This is a genomic window from Pelagicoccus sp. SDUM812003 (assembly GCF_031127815.1).
GTDB lineage: Bacteria > Verrucomicrobiota > Verrucomicrobiia > Opitutales > Opitutaceae > Pelagicoccus.
Genome location: NZ_JARXHY010000006.1, coordinates 25,510 through 51,227 on the forward strand (window position 1 = coordinate 25,510; position 25,718 = coordinate 51,227).

Consider the following 25,718-nt stretch of genomic DNA (forward strand, 5'->3'; position numbering starts at 1 on the left):
GATCTGTTAGATCGATTCGCATCGGCTAGTTGTTGGTGCTTGTTGGATGCAGATTACCAAACCCTTTTGCGAGCCCTTCAGGCAACAGGTGATCACAAGCCTCAGGGCTTCCTTGTAGGTTGATTCTATCTAACGGAACTATGGAAAAACGAGAGTCGTTCTTTCGTAGGCCCTGAGTAGAGGTCGTCTGGAAAAATTCGTTTCGGGACTTATGACCAGTTGATAGCCGCTCTCTCAAGATCGACCCATCGGGATCAAAAAGGATTAGTCTTTATCGGGTCGCCGAAGCATCTAGTGATCTTCTCCTTTTCGTGCAGTGCTCGTATCCGGAATACTGATTGGGCGTAGTCTACCTTCGCCTTCACTGCCATTCATTGGTTCTACCCGTTCGGAAAGTCCATTTCCTGATGATGTCAAAGATGCAGGCTCATTCGATCGCGAATCTCATCGAAAAGATTGTCTCTAGCCCAGTCGTCGACCTCTTCGTGATCCCACCATTCTTCGAAACCCACTCTATCAGTGAACATCTTAAGTATGGTCCACGCTTCTTGCGTCGGTCTGTCCAGCGACTGGAAGTACTTGTTCCAATCGCTCTCTCCAAGTACTTGGTCGTGTTGGAATCGTAATTCGGAGTACGAAAGGGGCTCTGCCGACTCGCTATCATCGGAAGTGAGGATTTTGAAATTCGGAGGCGGCATTTGGAAACGGTTTGGATTTCGCGAATATCCGGTGAGGTGTTTACACGAGCGGACGTGATTATTGTGTAGTCTTCCTTGTAGGAAAATCGAGTGTTTCCAGCAACGCTCGTCTACCAAGTTAACACTGTCGGTCCAGTAGTGGGTTTGATTACCAGATGGTCCGAAAGCGTTTTTGCTTGAACACCATCTTTCAAAGACAAGTCAAGGATCTGGGTCGGCTTCAATGTATTCAGTCGCTGGTGCTTAGCTGAAAAAACGAAGCATCATTCTGTGCTGGAATCTCGATTTGAATACTTGCCCCATCTTGGATCGTTCGAACTGGCATTGCTTCGTTCCAAGCCTTCAAATCCGATGACTCAAGTACGTTTAACATCAGCACAAAACTGTTGCCTTCCGTTTTTCGAATAGTCTTCAGATTTAGCGATCCAAGAGTTGTTGCATCGCCATTCAAGAGTGATAGATAGAGCTGCGGATTTTCCTTAAGAAGCTGGATCGTATTCAGGTCGTTGACAGCAGGGTCGAAAATAGTTCCCGCCTCTTTTCCGTCCGGAAGTCCGTCTCCGTCAGAATCCACAGAATCGATACGAGTACCATAGATCGCTAGCTCCTCGAAATTCGTAAGACCGTCACCATCCAAATCGGATGTGTCTTTAGCAAATGTAGCAGTCAAGAAATGGTCGTCATCCATCGAAAAAGTGATTGGGTTCTCTTGGCTTGAGATGCTGCCGACCCAGCCCGTGAAAGAGTATCCCAGAGCTGGATAGGCCTCCACTGTAGCGTTTTCACCTGAGCGATAAATTCCATCTCCGTAGTCTTTCGCGTATCCATAGAGTGGATTGTTTGCAGACATGGTTAGCCTAAAGCTTTCCTCGACCAGTTCACCGAATTCATAGGCTCCTAGGTCAATCGCATCGTCTTGGATGCGTAACCTTCCACCTAAGGACAGCTCATACGATTGATCCCACAATTCAGAAAGACCTGAGTCGATCGAGCTGGCAGATTGCTTGAGCTGGAGTCCGTCGTCGGCAGTGTTCCAAAGGCCGTCGGGTCCAAGTGGATTGCTGGAGTCGAAGAACGGATCAGATTCGTTGACCAGAGAACCTTCGAAGTCGATCGTCACTGAATTCAGCGAATCCAAGCCACCTTCCAGCAGATTAGCAGCATGAACAGGATCAGGAATTGGAACCGAGTTAAAACTGTAATCTTGAACCTTAGGCATGGCGTCCGAGCCAGCAATCGCGTTGCTCGATCCATTTTCACTATTTCTCCACAAGATCGAGTTGGTCAGCGATATGTTGCCAGAGGTGTATATAGCACCTCCCGTAGTCGAAGCCGTGTTTTGGACAAATGTGGAATTGACGATCGAGTGCTCCTTGTCGAGGTGAAGCGCCCCGCCCGACATCGCGGAGTTTCCAACAAATAGCGACCCCCAGATCCATGTCCTTCCGGTCGACCTTATAGCTCCCCCTTCGCCGGTCGAGCTGTTGCTATTAAAGATGCAGTTAATTACCTTCGACGTCTCGTTATTGTCGTTGTTTATGTAAAGCGCTGCTCCGTGCAGCGCTTGATTCTCTGAGAATATACAGTTTTCGAGTTCGACGCTACCATGCATCACACCTCCGTTCCCTGCGGTTGTGTTCTGCGTGAAGGAGCATCGGTTCGCTGAGATATTCCCGTCGGAATCCCAGCTGTAGATAGTCGGTCCTTTGGCTAGGTTTTCTTCGAACTCGCAATCGAGTAGATTGAAGGTGTTGCCGCATATTATAGAATTGCTGTCCACGGAACCATTGTCGAAAAACTGGCAAGTCGTCGCATCTAAATAGTTCGCATAGATCGCGGCGCCATTTTCGCTGCAAACATTGCCGCTCAAGATGCAATTGCTTAGAGAGACTTCATAGCCGAAGACGCCGCTTCCTCGAACCGCGGTATTGTCTAGAATCGTGCAATTCTTTGCCGTGATCGTGGCTTCGAAGCTGCTAGCCCACAGGCCGCCCCCACGACCATGATCTCCTTCGAACCCGTTAGCGTTGCCATTTTTAATTGTGAAACCGTCAATTGTTGCACCCCCACGAAAGTCTACAACGTGAACGCTCCAATATGTTTCGTCCTCGTGAATGGCGCCGCTTAGTATGGTCGGGTTGACTTCCCAGTCTCTTTGGAAGGCATCGGTTTCTGTGCCAGCAAAGCCGCCAAGTAACGTTACTCCCTCGCCGAGTTTAAAGGAGAGGAGGCGATCGCCTTGTGTTAGACCCGATCCCTGATCTGGATAGTATGTTCCGGCTTCGACCCAAACTTCGTCACCCCGACCGTCAATGGTTTTGGCCAGGGCATCTTGTAGTGAAGTGAGAGCTGTGTCCCAGCTGGAACCATCGCCACCAGGCTCCGCTTCGTCCGAAACGTAAAATCGCTCAGATCCAGAAGCCATTGCTAGTAAGGAGTTAAGAATGAAAAGACAGAATGGTCTCATTGGTTCCGACCCTGCAAAAGGGAATATCTCATGCGAGAAAATAAGACCGTAGGTTGCCTGAAAAATCCCTAAGGGTTGCCACGATGTCTCGCCTAGAGCTTGCGCACGATTCTTCACTGGAAAAGAGGAGCCTTATACCAGGGCAGAGCTCTTGGTGATGGGCTCTACTCGAATGGCTTCTCTAGAATTATGTTCCCGCTGTACAGCCTTGTGGTGGGTTGACCTACCTCAATCCAGTCTTTAGATTTGGAGATTATCTATTTGGTGAGTCACGCCACGAAAGCTTCGTGTTAGACGAGAGTAGGAGTGGTGCTACGAACGACCGACTTGGATAAGTTCTTGGGTTGTTCGATGGTCAAATATCGCTATAGCAAGTTACGAATCGTTCTAACGGTGATCTGTTAGATCGATTCGCATCGGGACCTCGCAGCAAATGTTGGTCGACAGAGCCATGGTTCTGACTCATCTGGAAGCTACTTGATGCGGTAACCGGACGGAGTCGTCAGGCTGCTATTGAAGGCTTTTCGATCATGTTGATAAGTCGATAGGGGACCCAACAGAAGCTTGAGGTGTATTCGAAACCGTTAGCTAGTTTGGTGCGTTGTTTATGTTCACGCAGAAAGTACGACCACTCGACCCGGCGCTTTTCTACGAAATCGACTAAGTCTTGTCGCCGCACGAGAATCGTTCTGAGCGTGTCCGAAAAGATCCAAAGGACGTAGTCTGCGTCGCCGCCGTATCCGGCGATCTTGCGCTCGCAGACCGAGTATAGCTCGATTGGGACCACGTCGTGATACTCCCTAGTAGCAGTTGTTCGGGGATCCTTGCTAAGGAGTTTGACGTCGACCTTCTTCGTTCGCCTTGTAGTTCGAACAAAGTAGTCAGTCCCGCTTCGGTCTTCCTCCGTGGATGCTTTTTGATAGCTATGGAAATCGGGAAAGACTTCGGAAAAGACCTTTCCCAACGGTAGCGTCGCTAGGGCGTCGTCTGTTTGACGCCAGCTTTCGGTGAAGTTAAGTGGAGCGTTCATGTCCATACTATCGTGCGAGAAGTCTGATAATCCAGCGTAAAACGTATCCAAATTAATTGTACGCGTGTAGTTGAATCGAGCCGCATTTAACTGCACTTCTTCGCAGCAACTTTTTTCGCGAGAGTATCATCTAGTGTGTTCTTAAAGGAGATGAGATCCCAGCCTTCGGCAGTGATCTCATCATCGTATGGTCCAGTTTTTACGAGTTTCGAATAGTAGGAGAGGTAGTGACATCTCCGTCGGAGCTCGTCGCATTCGATCGACGATCGAATCGCGATCCAAGTCATAGAACCGAGATTCCAAATGATGAAAGACGTGAACGTCGATCGGCTAAGAAGTGCCATCGACATAGTAAGGCACATACAAAAGACAGTGCCTCTTTCTGCATCTAACCACGGCTACCTAATGGGCAAGTGCCCTTGGAGCCGAGACGGCCGCATAATCGTTTCGCACGAACTTAAATCCTTTACCTGCCCGGAGACAGGCGAGTTTGGGGATGTTCTAGATTTCGAGCGGAAGCTTCATGGCCTGAGTTTCAAGCAGGCCTTGAAGAGGCTGGCCTTTGCTTATGGAACGGCGATTTCACCGAGCTGGAAATCGCGAAAGTTGAAGAGCGGACGAGTTCGTCCAAAGGGAAAGGTAACCTATGCAAAATGAAGATAAGCTAGTTGATGCTGTCGGTCTGCTTGAAGCTCTATTCGACGAGAAGAGTCGGCCATCCCTGCGTTGGGTGCGCCAAATGCAGGCGCAGCGAAAAATACCGTACCTCAAGATCGGACACCTTGTGCGATTCGACTTAGTGGAGGTTCGGCAAGCCTTGAAGGAGAAGCTGACCGTTCGGTCTCGCAGAAAATAAAGACATCAGCGGCCCGCTCATTGAAGAGCGGGCCTAATTGTATCCAAATATCATTACGAAATGAAGAATTACCGAATTTGTCCCTTTTATGTTTCGACCTATGACGCGAGAGTGACGCCATCAGAAAACTGTCCAAGCTGTATCAGGCATGGCTATACGGTTAGGTTAGCCTCAATCGACCAAGTGAAGGAGTTGGTTGACCCAGATCATCTAAAGACCTTGTTGGAAGCCCTGCACGCGACGCCGCAATACGTCCTGGCGAACAAGACCGCCTACGCGGATAGACTCTACGCGATTCTATTGCTACGTCAGCAGCTGATTCGAGATGCACGATATGGTCGAGGAAGGGAGTGTGAAGAAGATGAAATCTAGATCCTCAAAAACCAAAAGAAGAGCAAAGCCGGTTAGCGAAAGAAAGCGTCTTAGTGGTAAAGAGCTAAAGGAGCTGAAAGCGCAAATCGCCGCGGGGAATGAAGCGCCAAGCATCGCGCGCATGAAATTAGCGTACGAAGCGGATAATTGGGACTTCTTGCGGTCCTGCGCGGCGGCTCATTGGGATCTTGATCCGCAGTCGCTGCTATCGACTATATACTTGGGGATTGCCTATCGTGCCTTGGAACGAAAACGAGAATACGAAGAATTGATTAGGCTTGCCGCTAAATCGAATCCCAGTCACTCGAAACTATCCTATGCGGTTGCACGATGGTATTCGCTGCATGGGTACAAGTGCATCTCAATGAGCTTTTATGCGATGCACCTATACTTGTCTTCCGATTCGAAACCCGAAAACCAAAAAGACGTAGAGTTCGAAATCGCTTTCGAGGCATTTCAGCGATCACAAGGGATTGAGCCGACGTTAGAGGACAAACAAGAGTGATGAAGGACTATATTGTAAACACGCGAAGGCACTCGGTAGAAGAGACGGCCATCTTACGGAGAGCTCGGCTATACACAAGACTGAATCTAGCTCTATTGCTCCTGCATTCAGCAATCGCGGCGTATGACCTGCTACGTATATTCATACGGTGAGCGATTCGCTTTGGGGATCGATCTGATGTTTGCGGAAATTTCGACAATACATGCTAATGGGCGTCGTTCTTTTTCTAATACGAATAGTTTTTGTAGTCACTGGATTGGTGCAATTATTTGGATTCTGAAGTCTGACACACAGTCTCTTAACGCAGATGACTATCGAAAGCACACATAGCTCATCGTACCAAATTACCTAAACCAGGCCCGCATCATTTAGAGACGCGGACTTTTCCTTTGTTTATTCCTAAACCTCAAACTCTACAATATGACTTTTACATACATTTGCCCGTACTGTCTCGCTCAATACACTCACAATGAGTACCTCAAAAATACGAAATGCTTTGAATGCGGCGTTGAGGATGGTCCGGTGCATCTCCTCGAGCACTCGTTTTATCTGCATTGGACTGATGTGTTCCGTCTTGCAGAATTCAGGATGGCCATAAGGCAAAACGACTTTCATTGTCCGAGCCGCCGCGAACAGATCGTCGAACGGATCGATAAGCTGCTTCAAGAACTGTCGCTCGCTAATGGAATGGTGTACCCACAAAGCTGATCATAAAATGAAAATAGTAGCTCTGTCCGACACCCATTTTTCTGCCTTGCCGAAGCGTCGACTAGAGGGCGATATCCTTATTCACGCCGGCGACTTCTACGACTCTTGTGATCAATCAGATATCGATCTGGTGCAGCTCAACCGCTGGTTCGCCGATCAGGATTTCAAAGAGAAAATATACGTTCCCGGAAATCACGACTATCCCGTATTCAGATCTTGGAGTAGAAACGAAACAAAGCTAACTGAGGCCAAGTTGCTAGTCGACAGAAGCCTAGCCTTCGAAGGGTATCGAATTTACGGCTCTCCCTGGGTCCCCAACTGCGGGATGGCCTTCGAAATCGATGAAGAGGACATCTTCGAAAAATGGGAAGCGATCCCGAACGATACGGATATTCTGATTACCCATATGCCACCTCGATACATACTGGATAGCGTCCCCCATATTGGGAATCTTGGTTGTCCGGACCTTCAAGCGAGAGTTTTCCAGTTTCGGCCAAAGGTGCATGTCTTTGGCCACGTCCATGCCTGTTTTGGTTGCGCTCGTCTCGAATGCATCACCTTCGCGAATGCCTCTCAGCTCGGTCCTCACGGACCTAGGGCGCCTGTCGTATTAGATATGTAATTACAGATCGGGAGACGATTCCTCGAAGGGGTCGTCTCCTTTTGCTTGTTCCATCTTGAAGCTTGGTTCAGGCCGAGCGCTGAAACTTCTTTTTCTTCTTTCCCGTTTCTTCTTTTTCTTTGCCTAGATTTCGCGATGGAGGGTGTATGGGTTTGTAGTTCAATCTAAATTGAGGCGAGATAGGTCCATGCGGTGCGCGCAAGACTAACATTGTTTGCTCGAACTCCGACCAAGTGTGTTCCGATGACATGGGTTCTTGTGCGATGTGTGGCGGTAGATGAATTCTGCTAATTACCGGCTTTTTTTTGGGGGGGAGGGTGCTTATTTCTCTGTTTGGCTTCCGAAGGTATTTTGAGAATCTCATTCCTGCGGGGAGGAGGGGGCTTAGATTGGGGTTTGTTGGGTGGAGCAAACTATCCACACTGCAATGGATGTTCTTGCGGGTTCTCCTATGATATCTGGCTGAACCAACTGGGGTAATTCTCAGATGTTTCAATGAAATCTTGATACCTGCGAACAGAGACCTGCGGTCGGCAGATCGCCAGGCAATTTTCGATCTCTTGTTCCCTAGGTTGGCTTGTTGTGGATCGCGAGGAGTCTTGCTGAAGCCTTTGATTGTTTTGGAAGGGATCGTCGTGCATTGGCTCGCTTTGCTAAAACTTGATCTCGATTTCGCCTAACTATCAGGGGCAAAACAGCTTCGTTTGATCGAAGCGAAAAAGCGGAATGTCGTTTTGCCTTTTTGTCATCCCGTTTCACCGAGTTGTGGTGGCCTTTTGCGTGACGGCTGTATTGAGTAGTCTTGGTCTGTAGCGAGAACTCGGGGTCGCTGTTTTCGTGTAGATTGAATGTTGAATCAGGGCGTGACTAAGAAGCAATTGATTCCGATAACCAATTAAACTTACGTATTTGCGTGACAAGACCGAGTAAACGTATCAGAGAGTAATTAGGTAGGAAAACTGGTTATTTTTCCGCTTTACCCCTCGTTAATACCCTCCCTTTTAGAATCCCGAACCCCTCATCCTTATGAGAATGCGTCTCGTAATTGCTCTGGGTGCTTGTGTGTCTGGAACTCTCCTGACTGCTCAAGACTTGAAGTCGAATGCTGCAACTCCCAGCCCTCACAAGGTTACAACGATGGAGGAAAACGCCATCATTGATGAGTTGGATAAGCTCACCGAGATACTGTATTCAGAAACATACAGTCGAAAGGGTGACGGAGAAGAGGCTCGCGGGCTTCTAAAAAAACTCTCCGGCGATCCTAGAATTAAGAAAAGTCTACTTTTTGAAGTTGATGCTCTTATTCGGCACCTCGATCTTGAGCAAAGTGACCAGTCGGAGGAAGGGAATCTGAGTGAGCCACTAACTTGGGTGGAGTTGGAGGAGCAACTTATCGATGAGTTTCCCGACGTCGCTTATCCCTATGAGGCTCTTCTAAAGGCTGCAGAGCATGCCAATGAGCGTCCCTTAGCGGATGGGGTAGCTCAGGATTTAGTAGACCATCCCTTTGCTCCCACGTGGATCAAAGATCGTGCTCAATTGCTGCTTGCCCGAAATGATGTGATTGGACTTTCGATGGCATACATGCTCGATGCCGAATGGCCAGAAGCGGCCAAGGAGACCTCTGGTTCAGTGGTGTTGCTGTACACTTGGAGTTCTAAGGAATCTGAGAGGCTGAAGCTCTTTGGGAAATGGCTGAGAGACTACCCCGATCCAACTGTAGTCTTTCTGGGGGTATGTCTAGATCTTGATTCGCCGGAGGTTAGGAAGGCAGCCAAGCAGTTGCCTGGTAGCCAGTTGATATACAAGGAAGGTGAGGTGCAGAGTGTATTGACCCGCTTGCATGCAGACATGGGCTTTCTCGTGTACCGATCGGACTCATTTGGGATTATACAATCCGTAGAGTTCAAGCATTCCTTTTCAAGTCAGCCGTAGAGATCTAGTTTAAGATGAAAAGTTTTGTTCTATCCATCGTAGTCCTGTTGCTTTCTGCGAACACGTTTGCGGCGATTGTTTTGCAGGTGCCATCATCAGTTGATGTAGGCGAGCAATATCAAGTTTCCGCATACGATCCCCAAGGGGGGCCTTCTGGCGCTCCGTACGTCCGGCTGTACAAAAATGGCGTCCTAGTTGGGCAGGGCTCTGGAGGCACCGGACTCACTACTGCAGACAATTCTGCTGGAACTGTTACTTGGCGTGCAACTAGTACCATGTCTAGCTCGGTCACAAAGTACACTACCGTTATTGCCACCAATACGCCACCAATTGGTGCATTCGATTCGCTCACGTCCTCTGTTACCCAGGGCAAAACAATTTCTGCAACAGGCTGGGCGGCGGATAATGAGATGGGGTCGCCGATTACGCGTGTCGACGTCTTTTTGAACGGTGTGGATGTAGCAAATGCAACGCTCGGAGGGGTGCGCAATGACGTGGCGAGCGCCTATGGTCGAAGCGATTATACTAACTCGGGTTGGAGTTGGTCGTATAATACAAGCTCTTTGGCGTTAGGCACGCATTCGGTCCAGGTGAAATTCGTAGACAACCAAGGAGCCGTTACGACCAAGGCGAGCAAAACCTTTACTGTTTCCAGCTCGGTGCCGACTACGACTTTGAGCGCGGCGGACACAACCCTCTATGCGGGACAGACAGCTCAATTGACTTCTGTGACGACGGATCCTGGGTCCGAGTTGACGACGCATTATATGGATTACCTCGCTCCGGGAGCTTCTTCGTGGACTTTGTACTCTCCGAACTGGGCAGCTAGTGGAAATAGCTATTGGTCGGGTTCGCAAAGAGCTTCTCACTCGATGACTGTTTCAAAGGTCCTCAATATTCCTGGGACTTGGCAATTTCGATCTAGAGGTCGCGATGCAGCGGGCAGGTATAGCTCCTATAAAACTCAAAATGTCGTCGTTTACGCTGCTCCAACAACTTCAATTAGCTCGAGTCAGAATTCCATCTTAGTCGGGGATAGTGTTACTCTAAGTGCTCCTTCCTCAGATGCTTTGAGCAAGCTCACTCAGATATACATCGATCAAAAGGTGCCAGGCGGATCGTGGGAGGTCTCAAAGTACTATTGGTCTGGATCCGCTCGCAGTTCCTACACTTTCCAGAAGACGTTTGCTTTGGCGAATGCTGGGACGTGGCAATTTAGAGCTCGGGGTCGGAACTCGGAAGGCGTCTATGGACCATACTCCGCCACGATCAGTGTGCAGGTGGCCGATATAACTATGTATTCAGACTTTGATAACGACGGTCTTCCGGACTGGTGGGAGGAGGCGTTTTGGTACATGGGGCTGGATCCACGAAACGCTAGCGACGCAAGTGCAGATTTCGATGGGGATGGGGTATCCAACTATAACGAATTCGCTCAAAGCTCTAATGATCCTCTTAACAAAGATCCATACAGTTGGTTTGTCAGTCCGCCCCTGCAGGTGCCAATGCCGACTGGAGCGACCCTTCTGATTGTTGAACCAGACGGTGACTATCGAGGGGTGGAAATGCCGGCCCTCAAGGTGCAGTAATTAAGGAGTTTCGATTCAAAAGATGAACAAGAAGAAAGCCGTTTTTTTCACTGGAGTGTGCGCGGGGGTTCTCGTTTCCGCTTTTTACCTGATTTCTAATAGAGCAGGGGACCAGTCTGTGTTCTCTGATGAACTGAAAGCTGACGGAGCCGAAGCAAGCGAGACCGACAAAGAAGAGGCGGTCGATCTTGAGGCTCTTTTCGCCGAGGGAGCCACCCAGACTGACGTTCAGACCATCGACCTGAGCAAGGAACGTCCTGCAGTTCTGGAAACCCGTCGCATGTATCAGGCGCACGCTTCGCTCAGATCGCCGGAGGTGAGTGCTCCGGACTCGGCCACCAACACCAGAACCCGGGCCATCATGCTGGACAAGATGGCTCTGCTCGCGGCTCGCTTGGACGAGCGCAAGCGGGCTGAGCAGGCGAAACAGCCCTAGCATCCCTGTAGTCTTCGCTATCTTCGAATCCTTTTACCTCCCAGACCCAAATGTTCCTCCCGATATATCGACCCCACCTCGTTCTCGTCGCCTCGATTGCGTCGCTATTTGCCTCCACCGCCTTTTCCGCTGAACTCGTGGGCACGCTCGGTGGCGAGGTCTCCGTCGACAACAAAGGCTCGGCCAACTACTCGATTCCTATCCATACTCCTCCGGGCCGGTTGGGTGTGGAGCCGTCGATTTCGCTCAACTATAGCAGCCAAGGGGGCAACGGCATTCTTGGGGTTGGCTGGGGGCTCTCGCATGGCTTTCCTGAGGCCATCGTCAGGGGGCGCAGCATTCTCGCTCGAGATGGCGAAACGCGCGGCATCGAGTTCGACTCCAGCGACAAGTTCTATCTCGACGGCAAGCGTCTTATCGTGGTCAGCGGCACCTACGGGCACCACGGCAGCGAATACCGTACCGAGGTCGACAGCTTCGCCAAGATAACCGCTTCCGGTTCGGGCGACAATATCGACACCTTCACGGTTAAAACCAAGGACGGCATGACGCTGACTTTCGGGAAGATCGGATCGGAGACCGACGGCTACCAGCAGGGCGAGTTCGAGACTCAGGGCAAGGCCTACGCCTACGCGTTGAAGCGAGCCATGGACGCCCAGGACAACTACGTCGACTTCGACTACGTCCACAACGGGCACGGCGAGTACGTCATCAGCAAGATATCCTACACCGGGAACGTCTCGACCGGCCTCTCCCCTTTCGCCTCCGTCGAGTTCGTCTATTCGACTTCCCGCCTCGACCAGCCGTCTCGATACATCGCCGAAAGACGATTCCTGAGCACGCATCGTCTGGATCGGATCGACGTCAAGTTCGGCACCGAGGTCAAGGCGAAGTACTTGCTCGCATACGAGTACTCGGGCGGCAACGGGCCGACACGGCTCGTCAGCGTGACCCCTTCCCATCGTGTCCCGAATACTTCCAATTTCGATAACCTGATATCTACAACCTTCCAGTGGGAAGACACCGCCTACAGTCACTCCGAGGTTAGCAACGTGTTGGCCTCACCGAGCTCCGACGGCGCGGACCGTCATTTCTTCGCCGACGTGAATGGGGATGGTCTGGACGATTTCGTCAAGGCGACTTCCACTGCGGTCAAGGTGGCGCTCTCCACTGGAAACAACGTCGGTCCCGAGCAGACGTGGGCCACGACCTCCACTGGCTGGGTTGGGGGCAACGACGTGTTTCGCAGCTGCGACATCAATGCCGACGGACTCGCCGATATCATTTTCGGTAATCCCTCCGTAGCCGGAGGCAAGCTCTACGCCCTTGTATCCACTGGAGAAGCGAGCACCGGTTTCGATCCGCTCGGCGGCGGCTCTTCTCCGAAAGTGATCCATACCTTCACTGACGAGTTCAGGGATCCAGGCCAGTCGACCTACAACTTCCGGGCCAAAGAGGGCTCCGCGACTGGGCGGCGCATCACGATCGCCGATTTTACCGGAGACAGCCGCCCGGACATCTTGATTCACCGCTATGACGGGGACGTAAAACTCGTGAAGTGCAATGGCACCACTTACTCGACAGCGGGCACCTACGATATCGGCGGGCGGAGCCTTCAGGGAAGCCCAAGCGCGGAGCCTTTCAATGTGCGCAGCGTTGGCTTCCATATCACTCAGGAACTTAGCGTTTCGAGCATGCCTTGCGACCTCAACGGCGATGGGATCACCGACTACGCATGGGTAGAGTCGCAGCAGAAACCTGAGCGTCAAAGCACGGGGCCGGGAGCTTGGATTCATTCCGTCCACGGTTGGAAAGAGGTCTATGCGGTGACCAGCCTACCAGAGGGCGGCTTTTCTCCCCGTGCCTCAGTTGCCAACTACGGTTGGATGGCTAACCAGTCCAGCCAAGCATGGCGTCGCCTAAACTCCTTCTATATCAGCCCCGGCGATGTAAACGGCGACGGCTTGACCGATTTTCTCACCCTGATGCCTGGAAACGTGGTCACCGAAGCGCCCTGGTCTGAGAACCAGAAGGTCCTTCACCGCACTATTCACTATTCCAAGGGTGGAGCGGGGCAGCCGAAGTTCAAGCACGTCAACATGGACGAGAACTACGATCCGACCGACAATCCCTACGTGAACGCGGGCGGCCGGACCGTCCGTCCATGGTTCGACAAGATCAAGCAGGGCGAGTGGGTCAACGACATGTATCAGACCCTCAACTTCGGGGATAACTCGCAGACCAACGACAAGCTCAGCCTGATGCTGACCCTAGGCACGACCTCACCATCGGACAACGTCATGCTCGCCGATCTCAATTACGATGGTATGCAGGACTACGTCTGGTACCTGGATACTGGAAGTGCCAGCACCAGTGGATGGTGGGTGCAGTACTCGCTTGGGGAGAGCTTCACCGACCCGCAGCCCGCTCCCGTCAACTGGAAGCCGTCAGTCCGTCTGAAGTCCGGCCAGGTGGTGATGGACGTCTACTCGCGCACCGGGCTGGATCTTAATGGCGACGGCATCACCGACTATGCCCAGGGCCTCACCGACCACACCGCCGCGGCTGGGATCGACGGCTTCTACCTCAGCAGCGGGAAGCCAGGCACTCGCATTTCCAAGATCGTCAACGGTCTGGGCTACGAGACCGAAATCGACTACTCTCCCCTCACCGATCCGCTGGTCTACACCCGAGGGGAGAAGCTGCTGGATCTCTATCCGATCCGCGACGTCATGGACACGCGCCGCGTGGTGTCGCGTGTCGCCAAGGACAACGGCTCGATATCCGGCGCCACCCATCTTAAGAACGAGTTCCTCTACACCTACGCCGGCGGACGTACCGACCTTTCGGGTCGCGGCTTCCTCGGCTACCAAGCCTTCGGCACCCTCGACTACAACACCGGCTTCCTCAGCTACCAGTTCGTGGCCCAGTCGTTTCCCATGACTGGCCTCGTCCGCCGCGAAGAGGTCTACGCGGTCGACAGATCGGGCTCCAGCCGCTATTTCCGCTACATGTCGCAGACCATCAACGAGGTGACCTGCGACGAGGTGGTCGACGCCAGCGGAGCCCGCTTGGGCACCTTGTATCCCATGATCAACACCTCGCGGGTACGCAAATGGGAGTTCAGCGAGGTCAGCAGCTCCTCCAAGGATTTCACCGTCTCCAGCGACAAGCCTTGGGAGGTTCAGACCGCCAACGGTTCCGAACCGTCCGTCAATCTCTACAGCGACGTGTCGGCCTACACCTGGTTCGACTCCATGACTCAGGGCAGCTATCCGCTGACCACGCCTCCTTCCATCTTCGTCAACGACGAGGGGCAGTCCGGCAGCCAGACCAGTTCCGGCGCGGGCGTCACCGGCGGCTTCGACCAGACCAATGACGGTCTCGGCGTTCAGCGCGACTACGATCTTAACGACCATCTCGGCACCTCCACCTTCCCGGCCAAGATCAAGTACGGCCATGTCGTCAAAGTCGAGACCGACATGGGCGAGGGCAATCGGGACGTCTCCTACACCACCTACCATCCCATCAGCTATTTCCCCGGAGAATACCTGCCCAGCAAGGTGAAGGACTCCTACACCGTGTCAGTCACCAACACCGGCGACGCTTCCTACGACGTGACCAGTCCGGTCAAGCGCTACGCCTATTTCCGAAGCGGTGACTCGATCGGTCTTCTCCAGACCGAAACCGTCGACGCCACCGACAACGTCCTCGATATCTCGACTTCCTACACCTACATCCCCGAGGGGCTTGTGAAGACTACCTCGATCTCCGGCTACAATAGCAGTTCCCACTACCGCCACGTCGGCGCCTACCAGACCTCCGACGTCATCAGCTACGACAGCCACAAGCGCTGGCCGCTGCGCGTGGAGAACGCTTACGACCACTGGACCGAGACACAGCGCGAAGACGTGTATGGTCAGCCCGTGCGGGTGATGGACACGAACCGGAATACCGCCGCCAAGTCCACAGAAACCACCTACGACGCCATCGGGCGTCCCTTGGTCGAGACCGACCGCCTCCTGGGCAACGCCGTCACCACCACTCGCGGCTTCATTACATCAATTGAAGTCAAGCCACCCGAAGCCGACGCTAGTTACGACGGTCCCGATTCTGGAGGAGTGTCGGTACCTTCCCGATACTACGAGACCGTCGCCCCCGACAACCAGCCCTCCGTCACCACCTACTACGACTTCCTGGGGCGCCAGATCCGCACCGTGAAAAGCGGCTACGCTGGCCAGGCCGGCACCACCGACACCGTCTACGATGAACTTGGCCGCACGGTCGCCAGCTCCACCCTCTACACCTCCTCCTCCGACAAGTTCTGGACCGTCAACGAGTACGACGACGCGGGCCGCGTCTACAAGGTAACCGCCCCCAATGGCACCGTCACCACCACCAAATACCACGGCCGCGTGACTCAGGTCGAAGTCGACGCCACCGACCGCGCCGCCCAGACTAATACCACCCTCGTCGATACCAGAGGAAACGCCGTCAAGGTCTGGAACGCCGACATCGCGGTCTCCCTCTCCAATACCACGAACCACTACAAAGGCATTGGCTTACCCGGCGAATCCATCCGCTACGATCTCGACGGAGCGGGACGCATGCGACAGACCGTCCTCAAGGATACCACGCCGACCGTCAAGGTGATCTACGACGCGGTGGGAAACCAGTCCCAGCTCGACGACCCCGACAAGGGCGTGTGGAACTACCAGTACAACGGACGCGGCGAGATGGTGTGGCAGAAAAACGCCAAGAACGAGACCACCACCATCGCCTACGACCTCATCGGCCGCAAGACCTCCACCGTTGTCGATGGCATCGGCGCTCGCGATAGCCATTCGCGCTGGCACTACTACGAGGCCTCGCCTCAGTCCGCCACCAACGCGGTGGTGGGAGCGACCGGCGCCTGGATCGGCGCCCTGCAGCGCAGCGAGATCGACAACGGCACCACCGCCTTCTCCGCGCCCGATCACGCCACCTCCGTGACCTACAACGCCAAGGGCCTGCCCGAGCTCAATCTCTCCTACGTCGACGGCAAGTACTACTACACCTATATCGACTACGACTCCGAGTGGCGCCCCTTTCGCAAGAACTACTTCTGGCGGCCTTCAGGCTACGAGGACGACTACCTGACCCAGCCTCAGCTCTGGCAGAAGTTCGGCGTGCAGTACACCTACGACTCCAAGAGCTACGTCACCCACGTCAACGACTCCCAGGGCCGCGAATGGTGGAAGGCCGACCCCTCCACGGGCTACGACGTCTACGACGCTCCCGTGAAGTTCCGCAAGGGTGGCGACAACCGCAATACGGTGGGATGGACGACAAGGACTTACGATCCGAAGACTCGCAGTCTCACCCGGATCAAAACGGGAAGCCACGGCGGGGACGGCTCTATTCAGAACTGGACCTACGCTTGGGATGGACTCGGCAACCTCAAGAGTCGCCAGAGCTCCCTGCAGGATGGAAACGCGGTCGAAACCTTCACCTACGACGAGCTGAACCGGCTCGAGACGAATGTCGTTTCGGGGCAGTCCGCCCGCACCTTCACCTACGCGGACAACGGAAATATCACTTACAAATCCGGCGTCGACGGCTCCTCCAGCTCCTACACCTACGACGCTTCGTCCAAGCCGCATGCCGTTCGCTCCGCTTTCGGCTACACCATAGGCTATGACGCGAACGGAAACATGGTCAGTCGCAGCAAGTCCGGCCAGACCTGGGGCTTCGACTGGACGCCCTTCGACAAGCCCAACTACATCGTAGCCGGCTCTTCGGCCAGCCTGTTCCGCTACAACGCGGAGAACCAGCGCGTGGTGCACGTGAAGTACAATTCCAGCACGGGCAGTCCGCGTGAGCCGCTGCATGCCAAGAGCAAGAAGATCTACGTCGGATCCCAGATGGAGGTGGACTTCGACAACCTGATCACCAGCACCGGAAGCTCGGGAACGAACTGGGAGATGTCCAAGGTGCGCATCTACATCGATGGTCCCGACGGCCGCACAGGAGCCTACGAGCTCGACCCCAACACCTACACCCAGGACAAGGTGCAGAAGGGCTACCTATACCATCAGGACCACCTCGGATCCACCGACGTGGTGGTGGACTACGTCAACAATTTGCCCGCCCCTGTTCCGCCGAAAACAGCTGCGGACAGCGGAGTCAACGCATACGCAGATGATGAGGGCGGCAAGAACTCTGTGTTCAGCTACGACCCTTGGGGCGAGCGTCGCGATCCTGTGGATTGGGTCGGCAAGCCTTCTGCGACCAGCGGAGCCAACGGAGACGAGGTCCTCACACCGCGCGGCTTCACCGACCACGAGATGCTTGACAATTTAGGTCTCATCCACATGAACGGAAGGATATACGACCCGCTGCTGGGAAGGTTTTTGTCGGCGGACAAAGTCGTCGACGGAGTCATGACTCTGCAGGGGTGGAACAGGTATTCTTATCTTAAGAACAATCCGTTGCGTACGACTGACTCTACCGGATACGAATCAGATGAGGACAAGGCTGCTAGGGAGGCTGCTGAACGGGCTGCCAGGGAGGCCGCTGAACAGGCTGCCAGGGAGGCCGCTGAGAAGGCTGCTAGGGAAGCAGAGAAGGCCGCGAGAGATGCGACTAGGGCTCACATGATCGGAACGTATGGTATCGCGGGTCTTAATATGAGTATTAATGCCAACGATAAAAACGCTATCCGATCTAACCTTTTAGATGAAATAAATGATGATCCAGAGGCCCGAAGGGGGAATCCGGACAAAACTAAAGAACTGTCAGCTAACTACGCAAATGACCCAACAACTGACATGGAGGCTTTGGATCCTTTGCTGAAAGGAGCAATCGATTACATGTTTAGGCGTATTAATGATATCGAATACGGGATAAAACAATCAGATAAGAACAGAGTCGAATATGGGTGGGTTGTTAGCTATTTTTATGACAAGAAAAATCCCGATGTTCCTGTTTACCTACTGACGCAGGCGATAAAGGGCGAGACTAACAGCATCAACATATCAACCTTCAATGCTGGTTTTGAAGCGTCGTTAAGAAACTCCGACTTGTATTTACAGGCAAAGCCGATTTTGTACATCCATACGCACTACGCAGAAACTGGTGGGTGGTATCAGACTTCTTCTGGGAGGATTCCCGACGATACCTTTGGACCTGGGGGGGATGATGTGAAGTTCTCAACTTCACATGGTCCGCTCGTGACAACACGGGGGTCTAGTCACTTTGAGCTCGTTCGTAATGGGAAGGTCTCAGTATTGCTCAGGGGCAACCCGATGGGAGATAATTAGATTACGAATATGAATAATGTAGTGAAAAAGTGTTTGGTCCCCCTTCTTTGGATTGCATTTTCATGTGCTACCTTTGGGAGGAATGATATATTGAGCGTCGATATAGAATTTACGACGGAGGAAAACGGCAGTTCCTTTTTGATTCGGAAGAGTTACAACTTGCTTGAAAACCAGGGAAGGTTCATTTCAAAAACGCATAAATATGCTACGAATCATTCTCAGGATGCAAATGATCTAACCGTAGAGAGGATAGAGGATTTTGGGTTGTCGAATGCGAGGACGCTATTTGATGCTGTCGCTGACTTCTATGGTAATCGCCCCGAATTAGTAGAGGAAGTTAACGGAATCTGGCATTCTGGCCGTTTAAATGTTGGCCTTTTCTCGGAAGGCACATCCATTACGATAATGAAGGAATACCCCTCTGCCACTCGAGAAGAAGTAGAGTTCTGGGAGTTCTTCGAAAGTGAAGTGGATCGATTCCAACAGTCGTCCAAATTGTTGGAAGAAACGCGAGGAATAAGGGCAATTTTAAATGATTTTGAGCAAAATGGCATCCTCGGTTTTAGAGAGATTCAAAATGGGTCCTCTACAAAATTTGATAGACAACACCTCTTTATTAAAGGCGTCTTGGATTTGGATGAATGGAACAATTTGTGGTTAGCTTCCCGTCTCGAAAGTAATGACGAAAAAGGCAGGAGTACGCAGATTCTGGTGGATCATATTTCTTTGCCTGTGAGTAATGCGATTTTGGAAGATTATTATGGTAAATTGGTTGTTCTCGAAGGTGTGTTGCGTTGGGATGAGGACGGCAAAAGGTATACCTTTACTGGACGATTAGAAGGAGAACCGGGGGCGCGAAAATAGGGTCAGGGCTTAAGGGGCTGTTGCCCAAATAAGGGAGAAAATAGGGTCAGGGCTTAAAACTTGACTTCCAGTTCTATCGGTTCTTATCTCCTTCTGTGGCGAGACCCTTGCGATTCGAATACCCCGGAGCGATCTACCATGTGATCAACCGTGGAAACTATCGGTTCTGGATCTTCGAGGATGTGAAGACGCGGGATGCGTTCGAGAAATGCCTCTTCGAGGCCTGCGAGCAGTTTGGCTGGGTATTGCATGCGTATTGCGTGATGAGCAACCACTACCATTTGGCCTTGGAGACTCTGGAGCCGAATCTGAGCGCGGGGATGCGTTGGCTGCAGTCTACGTTCGCGATGCGCTACAATCGGTACCGCAAGGAGCACGGTCACTTATTTCAAGGGCGGTTTAAGAGTATCGTGGTGGAGGATACGGATCGGTTGGCATGGCTGTGTCACTACATCCACCTAAACCCGGTGAGAGCTGGGATCGTGACGTTGGGGCGTTTGCAGACGTATTCGAATAGCAGCTACGCTTGGCTGATGAAGGGCAAGCGCGGGCGGCCGAATTGCCTGCGGTTTTCGGACATGCTAGATTCTGTCGGTGGATTGAAGGACGGTCCGGTGGGGCGAAGGAAGTATGCTGACTACTTAAAGTGGCTAGCGACGGATGAACCCAAGCGGAAAGAGATGTTGTTCGAACGGATGAGTCGTGGCTGGGCCATGGGCACCAAGGCGTTTAAGACAGCGTTGCTCGAAGATGGGAAGCGGGAGGTTGCTCGAAGAGTGATTGAAGGCAAGGCAGATGCGGAGGCTCGGGATTTGATATGGAGCGGCCGGTTGGAGGCTTGTTTGGCGATCGCTGGCAAGACGTTTAAGGATGCGGAGCGGGAGGCGAAGTCGATGGAGTGGAAGGTGGCGATCTGCGCGTACATGCGGGAGGCTTGGGGGTGCAAGGTCATTTGGTTGAGCGAGCGGCTCAACATGGGAGCGGCGGCGGGGGTGAGTCGTTGTTTGCGGCGATTGCGAGAAGGAGAGCTGAGGGAGGCGAGGCAGTTGCTTGAATGTCTCAAGAGGGAGTTAGGCAAGAGTTGAGTGTTTTTTGGGGGTATCCTGATATGAAATACGTATTTGCGACTCTCGTTTATTGTTGGATAGCGGTTTCGTCCTTGCGGGCGGGTGGACAGGTGCATGCCCATTTGCTGACAGAGGACGGGGCGCCCTTGATTGGATTCGATGCGAGAGGGGTTCCGATTCGTTGTGGCACGGGCGACGAAGAGTTGATTCAGGTGTTTGCGGAAGGGGAAGCTAGGTGGCAGCGGTGGGAAATCGTGCCTTCCGTTTTGCGAGCGAGTTCGCGAGATCCGTTTTACATCTTTGTTTTTCCCAACCGTGCGGTATCCAGTGTCAGATTGGTATTGCCGACGTCGGACGTAGTGAAGCCTGAGAACTTGGATTTTCACGACGATGGTTTGAATGGAGATGAAGAGGCTGGGGATGGAGTGTATACGCTTGGACCTTTTTATCTTCACGAAAACCAGTCAGAGATGACTTTTCATCCTACTGTGCTTTCACCTGGTTTTCTCCAAGTGATCGATACGGGTGGGAGTATCAGTACCTTTGCCATCGAGCCAACGATTGGCGTTTTACCTGCAGATTTTGATGGGAACCCGGTGCATGTGCTCGGTGACGAGGCGCAAGTCACCCGTAATCTGTTAAACGTTAAGCGAGAGCGTTTGGGCTTTCAGGAAATGTTGAGAGGGTTCGCTGGCAGTGAGTCGTGGAATTATGTGAAGGAGGTGTACAAGTTCGTTCAGGACGAGTACGACGAGATGTTTCTCATGTCGTCGGGGAAGCTGGAGTTGTATGCGGGTCGCGTGAATTGGAACCAAAATGGAGGCGTTCATTTTGGCGTTCAGAGTCAGGACATCTACGATGTGACCTACGACGAATCGAGACAGTGGGGCAGCAACGGGGTGCTGGAGTCGCTGAATGTTCTCGACTACCAGCAACGAGGGATGAACCCGAATAATATGATGCATGAGTTTCTGCATCGCTGGGGGGCGTACCTATCATTGTCGTTGGGCTACAAGAATGACACAGGCCATTATAGTCCCTATAGCGACGCAAATAGCCTGCTTGGGGGCTATGAATGGGTAGCCCAGGGTGACGGAAGCTTTGCGAGGAAGAATGGGAAGCAGGTGTATCGGGCGAGTCCGGTGGATCTGTTTAGCATGGGCTTGTTGCCTCTCGATGAGTTGCCGGATTTGCATCTTTCGAGGGAAATCGAGTTTGTTGGACGCGAGACGGTCCTGCAGGCGGGCGATATTGTGAAGACCATTGCTTCGGATGACATTCGAATCGCCCACGCGGAGCGAATGCCTGATTGGGAGAGCCCGAAGACTCACTTTAGAGTGCTGTTCGTTATCGAGAGTCGGGACCGTCTACTGACGGAGGAGGAGATGGCTTTTTATGCGGGGTTCGTAGGCGAGGCGATGCGTGAGCTTGAGGACGGGGAGCCCGACCCCGCAATGGGTGGGAGTTGGGCTCCAGTGACGCGTTTCTTTGGAGATCGAGTGACGTGGGATTCTCGAGTGAAGGTCAAAGAGAGCTTGTTTGCCTCGGGGCTGGATCATGACAGGGATGGATACGAGTCGAGACTGGAAGCAAGTCTTGGACTGGATCCGTTTGACGATGAATCTAAGCCGTGGATACGCGTGAAGGTGACTGGCGGAGGCGAGATGGTCGTCGAGGTATACCCCTACCAAGAGGACGGGTTGGTTGAGCTGCAGCGTTCGGAGAATCTGGTTGAATGGGTGTTGGTGGAGGGAGGTGAGATCGTGCAGGAGCATTTACGATATGAGGTGCCGGAGAACATCGCGGGTTTTTTTCGAACGCGGATCGATGTACCTGCGGTAGCTCAAGATTGACACGGATGTGTGTGGGGCGGGGGCAGGAGCGTTGGGAGAAGCGATCCGAAACGGGGCAGGCCGTAGCGTTTTAGTTTCTTGATTTATCGTAAGCGTGTTGGGACGCGCCATGATTTAGCCCTATGATCTACGTCGTAGATTTCGTAGGTATTGAGGTTTTGACATCTACGATCGACGAGGATGCCATGCTTAAGGTTAGTGCCTTTAGCTGGGGTCGCATGCCCAAGGAAAACGTGATCTGGATCCAGAAGCGTCGCCGCGAGCGAGGCGAGTGCAGAGCTCAGGAAGGCCGTGCTGGCAAGTCTTCGATCTCGCTGTTGGAGGCGGTGGTAGAGCAACGGCCGGTATCCTCGCCCTGCGGCTGGAAAGTGTAGGAGAGACGCGGATACAACTTGAATGCTCCGAGCAGATCCCAATGGCCGTCGCCTTGCCGCGACAACTAGGCGATGCTAAGCTTTAGCGGGAGTTTGAGGGTGTTCATAGTTCCCGAGCCTTGCGATATGCGCAAGGGCTTCAACGGTCTCGAACCCTATAGCTGCATCAAGGAACTGCTGCTGCGACCGCCCGAGTCGACCAACTGGCAGATCGCGCAGTTCACTCCCGCCGCCTTGGCGAAGGCGAAACTCGGCTTAATCGTAAGCTTCGTAGCTACGATACTTACGACGCTTACAGCTACGAACCGAAACGGTTCGTCAAGCAACACGACTTGGTGCTTGGCGACACGCTTACGAACGACTGAATATGGGAGCGGTCACGGGGGGTGAGCCGTTTTTAAAGCAGCTACGAGCTGGCGACCTTTCTCTTGAAAACGTTGCGGTTGGAGCTAAATTCTCAGCGTAGTTCAATTGCTTTTGATCCACCCTCGATGTTGCATAAACTTCGCATAAATTGCGTAACAGCGTGCTAGATTTCGTAAAAGATTATCAATATTAGTAGGATTAATGGTTCGTAAGTTGTTGATAAAAGCGATGTTTAAGTGAATTTTCAGCTAAACCCGCCTAAAAAAGACGCGGGTTCGACTCCCGCCACCTCCACCAAGAATGGCCCCGTTCAGGGGCCTTTTTTGTCTCTAGTTCTGGTCGTCGCCCCTGCGGGGCGATGCCTCGCTGCGCTTGGGTGTCGTCGCAGGCTCCTCGGTGCCCGCCACCTTCACCTTTTGGGGTTCGGCTGTGGCTGCCGTTGCGGTTGGCTGTTTCGTGCGGATCGAATTTCGTCAAGCGTGCTGCGCAGGGCGTGGACTCTGGTAAAGGGGCGGGATGTAGATTGTCAAAACATGTTGATTGGCAGGGGAGTTTGGGCTTTAGTTTGGCAATGCCTTTTCTGCCTTTTGCCGTTCTGGATGCCCTGTTGGAGCATCCTGTGGTCCGCTATATCATGGAGTTCGCCGAGCGCGCGTGGGAAGCTTTCACGCAGTATTTCGTCGGCGAAGATCTTTTGATTCAGGTTGGAACGATCATCGGCTTGTTCGCTTTGGCCTACTTGCTTGCCATGGCTTTGCGTCCTTTGTTGAGACGGACGCGCGATATGGCGGAAGGTCGAGCGGCTTGGGTGGCTGTATCGGCGGATTGGCTACATGTGAACTTGTTTCGTCTGCTGCTGGTTTTGCTGCTGTGGTCGGTGTCGATTTCGTTCGATAGCTATCATGCGAACTTGCCTGGCGGGGCGGAATCGGTGTCCGTTTCCAATGCCTCGGAGTCGGTCGTAGTGGAGATCGAGGACGAGGCCAGTGGGAAAAAGGGGCCGGGGCTTGTCGCCAAGCCAATCGATACGGGGGGCGGTTCGAAGAACTACATCCTGCTGCGAGCCGTTGCGAGTGTCGCGACGCTTTTGCTGGTGTCGGGCGCGTTGCCGCGGGCCATTCGCGAGCAGACCTACTACAAGACGCTGTTCTTCGTGCTGGCGGTGGTGCTGATGCTCAATTTGCTGGGTGTCTGGGAGGCGATTCGCAATGGTTTGGATAGCTTGCAAATCCTGCCGATCGCTGAGGGCGACGATACCCGCGTCACGGTTCTCACTTTGGTGAAAGGGTTGGTTGTAGTGCTGATGCTGATACCGTTGACGTCGTGGGTGATGCGTTTGAGCGAGGGTCGAGTGCGTTCCGCTCAGAGCATGACGCCGGCGTTGCAGATGCTGGTGATCAAGGTGCTCAAGGCGCTGATCGTGGTGCTGGCCATTTTGTTTGGTATCAGCTCCATGGGGATAGATCTTTCGGCTCTAGCGATGTTTGGCGGGGCGATTGGCTTGGGCTTGGGCTTCGGTTTTCAGAAGGTGGTGTCCAACCTGATCAGTGGGGTTATTTTGTTGAGCGATCGTTCGATCAAGCCTGGCGATGTCATCGAGGTGGATGACACATATGGCTGGATCAACAAGCTGAGCGCTCGCTACGTGTCGGTGATCACGCGCGATGGAATGGAGCATCTGATTCCGAACGAGACCTTGATCACGGAGAAGGTCACGAATTGGTCGTTTAGCGATGACAAGGTGCGTGTGAAGGTGCCGTTTGGCGTGTCCTACAATTCCGATATTCACAAGGTGATGGATCTGGCGATCCAGGCAGGCAGGGCCTCGCCGCGCGTGATACAGGACAAGGAGCCGGTTTGCTGGCTTTTGGGCTTTGGCGACAGTTCGGTGGACTTTGAATTGAGGGTTTGGATACGGGATCCGGCGAACGGGTTGAACAACCTGCGCAGCGGCATTTACGTGTCTCTTTGGGACCTGTTCAAGGAGCACGGGATCGAGATCCCGTTTCCGCAACGTGATTTGCATGTGCGCGATTCCAAGCCGATTCCGGTGGTGGTGCGACGCGAGGAGTCGACCGAGAAGGGGGATGAGCTCGCTTAGGGTTGAGGGTGTTCGAAAAGTGGCGCCGCGAGTAGACGGGCGCCGCCTGAGCGCGCACAGTTAGGGTATGCGAACTGAGGACGAATTGCTTTTGGTCTGCTATGTCAGCAGCGCGTGCGAACAGGTGGACGAATCCATGTTGGACGAGCTGATGAAAGGTTCGCGCGAGCGCAACGAGCGTCGAGGGGTCACGGGCTTGCTGCTGTACAGCGATGGCTCGTTCATGCAGATCCTGGAAGGACCCCCTCGTTCCGTGATTTCACTGCTGCATCGGATCGAAGAGGACCCGAGGCACCGAAAGGTGCAGCGGCTTTTGCGACGCAGGACGAATGAGCGCTTTTTCGGAGATTGGAGCATGGCCTGTCGACGGATGACGGAGGACGAGCGTCGAGGCATCGGCGCCTATGCGGGCTTGCTCGATCAGGCGGATCAAAGCGAGGAGGACCTGATCTATCGGGAGACCTTGCCGAGCTGGATCCAGCGGTTGGTACGCGAGTTTCAGCGCATCAATCGTTGATCCTAGGCTCGGGTTCGCCTTTCTCGGGGCGAAAGAAAAGCTCTCCCGGTTAGGGGA

General features: G+C 53.2%; 18 protein-coding genes. 14 read left to right on the plus strand and 4 right to left on the minus strand.

The window, feature by feature from the left end:
* Positions 1-413 precede the first annotated feature (413 nt).
* The 3 genes from QEH54_RS09995 to QEH54_RS10005 all read right to left on the minus strand — a co-directional run bounded on the left by QEH54_RS09995 (position 414) and on the right by QEH54_RS10005 (position 4,195).
* Complete coding sequence (locus tag QEH54_RS09995; protein WP_309018527.1) at positions 414-698, minus strand: hypothetical protein; 285 nt, start codon at positions 696-698, stop codon at positions 414-416.
* 229 nt (positions 699-927) lie between these two features.
* A complete protein-coding gene (locus tag QEH54_RS10000; protein ID WP_309018528.1) occupies positions 928-3,123 on the minus strand; it encodes a hypothetical protein in 2,196 nt (731 codons plus the stop codon).
* A 544-nt stretch (positions 3,124-3,667) separates the two neighbouring features.
* Positions 3,668-4,195: a hypothetical protein gene (locus QEH54_RS10005; protein ID WP_309018529.1), complete on the minus strand. Its 528-nt coding sequence runs from the start codon at positions 4,193-4,195 to the stop codon at positions 3,668-3,670.
* Positions 4,196-4,498: 303 nt separating this feature from the next.
* Here QEH54_RS10005 and QEH54_RS10010 point away from each other — a divergent pair, with 303 nt between their 5' ends.
* From QEH54_RS10010 to QEH54_RS10020, 3 genes are all read left to right on the plus strand, one after another.
* Positions 4,499-4,852, plus strand: coding sequence for a CHC2 zinc finger domain-containing protein (locus tag QEH54_RS10010; protein ID WP_309018530.1), 354 nt, complete (start codon positions 4,499-4,501; stop codon positions 4,850-4,852).
* Between the two features lie 259 nt (positions 4,853-5,111).
* Positions 5,112-5,423 carry a hypothetical protein gene (locus QEH54_RS10015; protein ID WP_309018531.1) on the plus strand — a complete coding sequence of 104 codons (312 nt, stop codon included), beginning with the start codon at positions 5,112-5,114 and terminating at the stop codon, positions 5,421-5,423.
* Positions 5,413-5,928, plus strand: coding sequence for a hypothetical protein (locus QEH54_RS10020; RefSeq protein ID WP_309018532.1), 516 nt, complete (start codon positions 5,413-5,415; stop codon positions 5,926-5,928). Before QEH54_RS10015 ends, QEH54_RS10020 begins: the two co-directional genes overlap by 11 nt.
* Before the next feature lie 399 nt (positions 5,929-6,327).
* Here the strand turns inward: QEH54_RS10020 and QEH54_RS10025 are convergent, their stop codons facing one another.
* Entirely contained in the window at positions 6,328-6,594 is a 267-nt protein-coding gene (locus QEH54_RS10025) for a hypothetical protein (protein WP_309018533.1), read from the minus strand.
* A 49-nt stretch (positions 6,595-6,643) separates the two neighbouring features.
* Between QEH54_RS10025 and QEH54_RS10030 the strand changes: the two genes are divergently transcribed.
* The 11 genes from QEH54_RS10030 (at position 6,644) to QEH54_RS10080 (ending at position 25,661) form a co-directional block, all read left to right on the plus strand.
* Entirely contained in the window at positions 6,644-7,258 is a 615-nt protein-coding gene (locus QEH54_RS10030) for a metallophosphatase domain-containing protein (RefSeq protein WP_309018534.1), read from the plus strand.
* A 1,137-nt stretch (positions 7,259-8,395) separates the two neighbouring features.
* On the plus strand, positions 8,396-9,193 hold the full coding sequence (locus QEH54_RS10035; RefSeq protein WP_309018535.1) for a hypothetical protein: 798 nt from the start codon (positions 8,396-8,398) through the stop codon (positions 9,191-9,193).
* A gap of 14 nt (positions 9,194-9,207) precedes the next feature.
* Positions 9,208-10,782, plus strand: a complete 1,575-nt coding sequence (locus QEH54_RS10040; RefSeq protein WP_309018536.1) for an Ig-like domain-containing protein — start codon at positions 9,208-9,210, stop codon at positions 10,780-10,782.
* 22 nt (positions 10,783-10,804) lie between these two features.
* Positions 10,805-11,218 (plus strand): hypothetical protein, encoded by a 414-nt coding sequence (locus QEH54_RS10045; protein WP_309018537.1) that lies wholly within the window; start codon positions 10,805-10,807, stop codon positions 11,216-11,218.
* Positions 11,219-11,268: 50 nt separating this feature from the next.
* Positions 11,269-18,519 (plus strand): RHS repeat-associated core domain-containing protein, encoded by a 7,251-nt coding sequence (locus tag QEH54_RS10050; protein ID WP_309018538.1) that lies wholly within the window; start codon positions 11,269-11,271, stop codon positions 18,517-18,519.
* Between the two features lie 9 nt (positions 18,520-18,528).
* On the plus strand, positions 18,529-19,383 hold the full coding sequence (locus QEH54_RS10055; protein WP_309018539.1) for a hypothetical protein: 855 nt from the start codon (positions 18,529-18,531) through the stop codon (positions 19,381-19,383).
* Positions 19,384-19,478: 95 nt separating this feature from the next.
* Positions 19,479-20,468, plus strand: a complete 990-nt coding sequence (locus QEH54_RS10060; protein WP_309018540.1) for a transposase — start codon at positions 19,479-19,481, stop codon at positions 20,466-20,468.
* 23 nt (positions 20,469-20,491) lie between these two features.
* Complete coding sequence (locus tag QEH54_RS10065) at positions 20,492-22,303, plus strand: choice-of-anchor X domain-containing protein (protein ID WP_309018541.1); 1,812 nt, start codon at positions 20,492-20,494, stop codon at positions 22,301-22,303.
* A gap of 185 nt (positions 22,304-22,488) precedes the next feature.
* Entirely contained in the window at positions 22,489-22,677 is a 189-nt protein-coding gene (locus QEH54_RS10070; protein WP_309018542.1) for a hypothetical protein, read from the plus strand.
* Between the two features lie 724 nt (positions 22,678-23,401).
* Positions 23,402-25,144, plus strand: a complete 1,743-nt coding sequence (locus tag QEH54_RS10075) for a mechanosensitive ion channel domain-containing protein (RefSeq protein ID WP_309018543.1) — start codon at positions 23,402-23,404, stop codon at positions 25,142-25,144.
* Positions 25,145-25,211: 67 nt separating this feature from the next.
* The gene (locus tag QEH54_RS10080) at positions 25,212-25,661 is read left to right on the plus strand and encodes a BLUF domain-containing protein (protein ID WP_309018544.1); all 450 of its coding nucleotides are present in this window, start codon (positions 25,212-25,214) and stop codon (positions 25,659-25,661) included.
* The last annotated feature ends 57 nt before the right edge of the window (positions 25,662-25,718 follow it).

Coding starts and splice junctions, on each gene's coding strand:
- QEH54_RS10070 (WP_309018542.1), top strand. CDS start 22,489: ATGCTTAAGGTTAGTGCCTTTAGCTGGGGTCGCATGCCCAAGGAAAAC.
- QEH54_RS10010 (WP_309018530.1), top strand. CDS start 4,499: ATGATGAAAGACGTGAACGTCGATCGGCTAAGAAGTGCCATCGACATA.
- QEH54_RS09995 (WP_309018527.1), bottom strand. CDS start 698: ATGCCGCCTCCGAATTTCAAAATCCTCACTTCCGATGATAGCGAGTCG.
- QEH54_RS10005 (WP_309018529.1), bottom strand. CDS start 4,195: ATGAACGCTCCACTTAACTTCACCGAAAGCTGGCGTCAAACAGACGAC.
- QEH54_RS10000 (WP_309018528.1), bottom strand. CDS start 3,123: ATGGCTTCTGGATCTGAGCGATTTTACGTTTCGGACGAAGCGGAGCCT.
- QEH54_RS10020 (WP_309018532.1), top strand. CDS start 5,413: ATGAAATCTAGATCCTCAAAAACCAAAAGAAGAGCAAAGCCGGTTAGC.
- QEH54_RS10015 (WP_309018531.1), top strand. CDS start 5,112: ATGAAGAATTACCGAATTTGTCCCTTTTATGTTTCGACCTATGACGCG.
- QEH54_RS10075 (WP_309018543.1), top strand. CDS start 23,402: ATGCCTCGCTGCGCTTGGGTGTCGTCGCAGGCTCCTCGGTGCCCGCCA.
- QEH54_RS10035 (WP_309018535.1), top strand. CDS start 8,396: ATGGAGGAAAACGCCATCATTGATGAGTTGGATAAGCTCACCGAGATA.
- QEH54_RS10080 (WP_309018544.1), top strand. CDS start 25,212: ATGCGAACTGAGGACGAATTGCTTTTGGTCTGCTATGTCAGCAGCGCG.
- QEH54_RS10045 (WP_309018537.1), top strand. CDS start 10,805: ATGAACAAGAAGAAAGCCGTTTTTTTCACTGGAGTGTGCGCGGGGGTT.
- QEH54_RS10065 (WP_309018541.1), top strand. CDS start 20,492: ATGAAATACGTATTTGCGACTCTCGTTTATTGTTGGATAGCGGTTTCG.
- QEH54_RS10040 (WP_309018536.1), top strand. CDS start 9,208: ATGAAAAGTTTTGTTCTATCCATCGTAGTCCTGTTGCTTTCTGCGAAC.
- QEH54_RS10030 (WP_309018534.1), top strand. CDS start 6,644: ATGAAAATAGTAGCTCTGTCCGACACCCATTTTTCTGCCTTGCCGAAG.
- QEH54_RS10055 (WP_309018539.1), top strand. CDS start 18,529: ATGAATAATGTAGTGAAAAAGTGTTTGGTCCCCCTTCTTTGGATTGCA.
- QEH54_RS10050 (WP_309018538.1), top strand. CDS start 11,269: ATGTTCCTCCCGATATATCGACCCCACCTCGTTCTCGTCGCCTCGATT.